The organism is Citrobacter sp. JUb117, assembly GCF_024809055.1.
Taxonomy (GTDB): domain Bacteria; phylum Pseudomonadota; class Gammaproteobacteria; order Enterobacterales; family Enterobacteriaceae; genus Citrobacter; species Citrobacter gillenii.
Genome location: NZ_JANUFB010000018.1, coordinates 1 through 4,513, shown reverse-complemented (window position 1 = coordinate 4,513; position 4,513 = coordinate 1). Strand labels below are relative to the sequence as shown.

Below are 4,513 nucleotides of genomic sequence, written 5' to 3'. Positions count from 1 at the left end.
CCATGCCGAACTCAGAAGTGAAACGCCGTAGCGCCGATGGTAGTGTGGGGTCTCCCCATGCGAGAGTAGGGAACTGCCAGGCATCAAATAGAAACAAAAGGCTCAGTCGAAAGACTGGGCCTTTTGTTTTATCTGTTGTCTGTCGGTGAGTGCTCTCCTGAGTAGGACAAATCTGCCGGGAGCGGATTTGAACGTTGCGAAGCAACGGCCCGCAGGGTGGCGGGCAGGACGCCCGCCATAAACTGCCAGGCATCAAACAAGTGAAGAAGCCCATCCTGACGGATGGGCTTTTTGCGTCTGTTGTTTGTCGGTGAGTGCTCAATATCCCACTCTTCCATAACACAAGCCATCCTGAGGCATATGCGGTAAACTAAGCACGATTTTGCATCAGGAAAGCGTCTATGAATCACTCCCTTAAAGTCTGGAACACCTTCGGTATTGATCAGTATGCTAATGAACTTGTCTGCGCCGAAAATGAGCAACAATTACTGAATGCCTGGCAATCAGCCAATGCATTACAACATCCAGTGCTGATCCTGGGTGAAGGGAGTAACGTCCTGTTTCTTGATGCCTTCTATGGAACGGTGATTGTTAACCGTATTAAGGGCATTCAGGTCACAGAACAGCCTGATGCCTGGCATTTGCACGTAGGTGCGGGGGAAAACTGGCATCATCTGGTACAGCATACTCTGCAACTGGGCATGCCAGGGCTGGAAAACCTTGCGCTCATCCCCGGTTGTGTCGGTTCATCGCCGATCCAGAATATCGGTGCTTACGGCGTAGAACTACAGCGTGTCTGTGAATATGTTGATTGCGTTGAACTGTCGACGGGCAAACATTTACGCGTCGCAGCAGCGGAATGCCGTTTTGGCTATCGTGATAGTATCTTCAAACATGAATACCAGGATCGCTTTGCGATCGTTGCAGTTGGGCTGAAACTACCAAAACAATGGCAGCCGGTGCTGACCTACGGCGACTTAACTCGCCTGGATCCCTCGACGGTGACGCCGCAGCAAGTGTTTGATGCCGTCTGTCATATGCGTACAACTAAACTACCCGACCCTAAAATACAGGGTAACGCGGGGAGCTTCTTTAAAAATCCCGTCGTTACCGCAGAAGTTGCTCAGGTGCTGCTGTCACAATTCCCGACAGCGCCTCATTACCCTCAAAAAGATGGCTCTGTGAAACTGGCTGCTGGCTGGCTTATCGATCAATGTCAGCTAAAAGGGGCGAGTATAGGTGGTGCTGCGGTACATCAGCAACAGGCGCTGGTACTCATTAACGCCAACGATGCAACAAGCCAGGATGTGGTGCAGCTTGCCCATCACGTTCGCCAGAAAGTGGGTGCGAAATTTAATGTCTGGCTCGAGCCTGAGGTCCGATTTATTGGACCGAAGGGGGAAATGAACGCCGTGGAGATCATAGCATGAAGGATCATACTGTACCTCTGACGCTTATTTCATTGCTGGCTGATGGTGAATTTCATTCGGGTGAACAGCTAGGTGAAAAGCTTGGCATGAGTCGTGCGGCTATCAATAAACACATCCAGACGTTACGTGACTGGGGTGTTGATGTCTTTACCGTTCCCGGTAAAGGATACAGCTTACCGGAACCTATTCAGCTCCTGGATTCATCAGTTATTCATTCTCAACTGGATGGTGGAAATATTACCGTCCTGCCGGTCATTGATTCGACCAACCAATACCTTTTGGATCGTATTGGGCAACTGGAATCAGGTGATGCCTGCGTCGCTGAATATCAGCAGGCCGGACGTGGCCGTCGTGGGCGTAAATGGTTTTCTCCGTTTGGAGCAAACCTTTACCTCTCAATGTTCTGGCGTCTGGAGCAGGGACCGGCGGCTGCGATTGGCCTGAGCCTAGTCATTGGTATCGTCATGGCAGAAGTATTACGCGATCTGGGTGCCGATAAGGTGCGCGTGAAATGGCCTAACGACCTCTATCTGCTCGATCGTAAACTCGCCGGCATTCTGGTGGAGCTTACCGGTAAAACGGGTGACGCTGCGCAAATTGTTATTGGCGCGGGTATTAATATGGCAATGCGTCGGGTGGAAGAGAGTGTGGTTAATCAGGGCTGGATTAACCTGCAGGAAGCGGGAATTAACATTGATCGTAACACCCTTGCCGCTCGGTTGATCCGTGAGCTGCGTGCGGCACTCGTACTGTTTGAGCAAGAAGGGCTAACGCCTTATTTACCACGTTGGAAGACGCTGGATAATTTTATCAATCGTCCCGTTAAATTGATTATCGGCGATAAAGAAATATTTGGTGTATCCCGGGGAATAGATGCGCAAGGTGCGCTATTACTTGAACAGGATGGCGTGATCAAACCGTGGATGGGTGGAGAAATATCACTCAGAAGCGCAGGGTAATAAAAAGGGGAGCGATAGCTCCCCATTTTGTTTATTTCCGTAATCTCACTTGTTCAACAGCATGGTTGGCGCTTTTAGTCATGATTAAGCTGGCTCGCTCACGCGTTGGTAAGATATTTTGTTTTAAATTCAGCCAGTTAATTTCTTTCCAAAGTGTTGTGGCGGTATTGATAGCCTCATCTTCAGACAGTTTGGCGTAGTTATGGAAATAAGAGTCGGGGTTGGTAAATGCCCCTTCACGGAATTTCAGGAAACGATTGATATACCACGTCTGGAGTAATTCTTCTGGTGCGTCAACGTAAATAGAGAAGTCGACAAAGTCAGAAACAAATACATGATGTGGATCGTGAGGGTAATCCATTCCACTTTGTAATACGTTTAATCCTTCGAGAATTAAAATATCGGGTTGTGCGACGGTCTTGTCTCCATCAGGGATCACATCATAGATAAGATGTGAATAAACCGGCGCCGTGACGTTAGGGACACCTGACTTGAGGTCGGAAACGAATTTTACCAGACGGTGCATATCGTAGGACTGAGGGAAGCCTTTCTTCTTCATAAGTCCACGGTCTTTCAACACCTGGTTAGGGTGAAGAAAGCCATCGGTGGTAATCAACTCAACCTTGCGATGCTCAGGCCAGCGACTCAACAATGCCTGCAGGACGCGCGCAGTGGTACTTTTTCCTACCGCAACGCTGCCAGCAATACTGATGATATAAGGAATACGCTCGCCGTTGGTGCCTAAAAATTGCTCCAGCACAGCCTGACGGCGCAGGTTTGAACTGATGTAAAAGTTTAGCAAACGCGATAAGGGCAAATAAATCTCGGCAACTTCTTCCAGCGATAAGTCTTCATTAATGCCTTTCAGACGAGCAATCTCTTCCTCGGTCAGGGTCATCGGCACGGAATCACGAAGCGCAGCCCACTGGTTGCGATCAAACTGTAGGTAAGGCGTCATTAACGCTTGCTCTTTTATACTCATACGCATGGTCTGGCTGTCATTGCGATATCAGGTCAGTAATAAAAAATGAATTCATCCCTGGCACGCAATGGCACGTCACATTTCAGTTAATTTGGACAATGGGCAGGAGGGTAACACCAGATGGGAGGGAATAATAAGAAAAAATCATCCCCTGAAAAGCAATGTGACGGGTATTCCAGATGTAAAAAGAGGCACTTTGCATCAGTTGGTATACATATGATGGAGTAAAACACCTCCTGGACGGTCGTGAAACGTTGTAAATTTGTACAGTCAGGCGCGAGAATAGATTATTTATCGGCCGTATAGTGTAAAATGTGAGCGATAGAACGTTTTATGCGATTTTTTAGTTGCATGAAAGCGCAGGTCTCCATAAAATGCGCGCTACTTGATGCCGACTTAGCTCAGTAGGTAGAGCAACTGACTTGTAATCAGTAGGTCACCAGTTCGATTCCGGTAGTCGGCACCATCAAGTCCGGTGGGGTTCCCGAGCGGCCAAAGGGAGCAGACTGTAAATCTGCCGTCACAGACTTCGAAGGTTCGAATCCTTCCCCCACCACCACTTTCTGGCAGCGTTATCGCCGCCTGGGTTGGTTAGAAAAATTAACCAGCTCAAACAGAAAAGAGAGAAATCTCTTTTTTGTTACAGAAAGAACTGGGTAGCCGAGTTTCAGGATGCGGGCATCGTATAATGGCTATTACCTCAGCCTTCCAAGCTGATGATGCGGGTTCGATTCCCGCTGCCCGCTCCAGACGTGCTGATATGGCTCAGTTGGTAGAGCGCACCCTTGGTAAGGGTGAGGTCCCCAGTTCGACTCTGGGTATCAGCACCACTTCACTTCTCCTTCCCGTTTCTCTCTGTTTACTTTTAAAAGCATTCAACAGTTCAGGTATATTGCCTGGTTGATGTGGTGATATCACCGATTTATCCGTGTCTTAGAGGGACAATCGATGTCTAAAGAAAAATTTGAACGTACAAAACCGCACGTTAACGTCGGTACTATCGGCCACGTTGACCATGGTAAAACAACGCTGACTGCTGCAATCACTACCGTACTGGCTAAAACCTACGGCGGTTCTGCTCGTGCATTCGATCAGATCGATAACGCACCGGAAGAAAAAGCACGTGGTATCACCATCAACAC

4 protein-coding genes and 4 tRNA genes are annotated in these 4,513 nt (G+C 48.6%); 7 read left to right on the top strand and 1 reads right to left on the bottom strand.

Annotation, left to right across the window (positions count from 1 at the left end; all coding sequences use genetic code 11):
* The first annotated feature begins 401 nt into the window (after positions 1–401).
* Complete coding sequence (gene murB / locus M2374_RS22215; RefSeq protein WP_096758785.1) at positions 402–1,430, top strand: UDP-N-acetylmuramate dehydrogenase; 1,029 nt, start codon at positions 402–404, stop codon at positions 1,428–1,430.
* Complete coding sequence (gene birA, locus M2374_RS22210) at positions 1,427–2,389, top strand: bifunctional biotin--[acetyl-CoA-carboxylase] ligase/biotin operon repressor BirA (protein ID WP_181629769.1); 963 nt, start codon at positions 1,427–1,429, stop codon at positions 2,387–2,389. The genes murB and birA overlap by 4 nt, the downstream gene beginning before the upstream one ends.
* Positions 2,390–2,420: 31 nt before the next feature.
* On the opposite strand, the gene coaA is transcribed toward birA, so the two are convergent.
* Positions 2,421–3,371, bottom strand: a complete 951-nt coding sequence (gene coaA, locus M2374_RS22205; protein ID WP_096759485.1) for a type I pantothenate kinase — start codon at positions 3,369–3,371, stop codon at positions 2,421–2,423.
* A 390-nt stretch (positions 3,372–3,761) separates the two neighbouring features.
* Here coaA and M2374_RS22200 point away from each other — a divergent pair.
* The 5 genes from M2374_RS22200 to M2374_RS22180 all read left to right on the top strand — a co-directional run.
* Positions 3,762–3,837 (top strand) — tRNA-Thr (locus M2374_RS22200).
* Positions 3,838–3,845: 8 nt separating this feature from the next.
* Positions 3,846–3,930 (top strand) — tRNA-Tyr (locus M2374_RS22195).
* 115 nt (positions 3,931–4,045) lie between these two features.
* Positions 4,046–4,120 (top strand) — tRNA-Gly (locus M2374_RS22190).
* A 5-nt stretch (positions 4,121–4,125) separates the two neighbouring features.
* Positions 4,126–4,201, top strand: a tRNA-Thr gene (locus tag M2374_RS22185).
* A gap of 118 nt (positions 4,202–4,319) precedes the next feature.
* Positions 4,320–4,513: GTP-binding protein (locus tag M2374_RS22180; RefSeq protein ID WP_004929415.1), on the top strand; the 194-nt coding region annotated here is incomplete at its 3' end.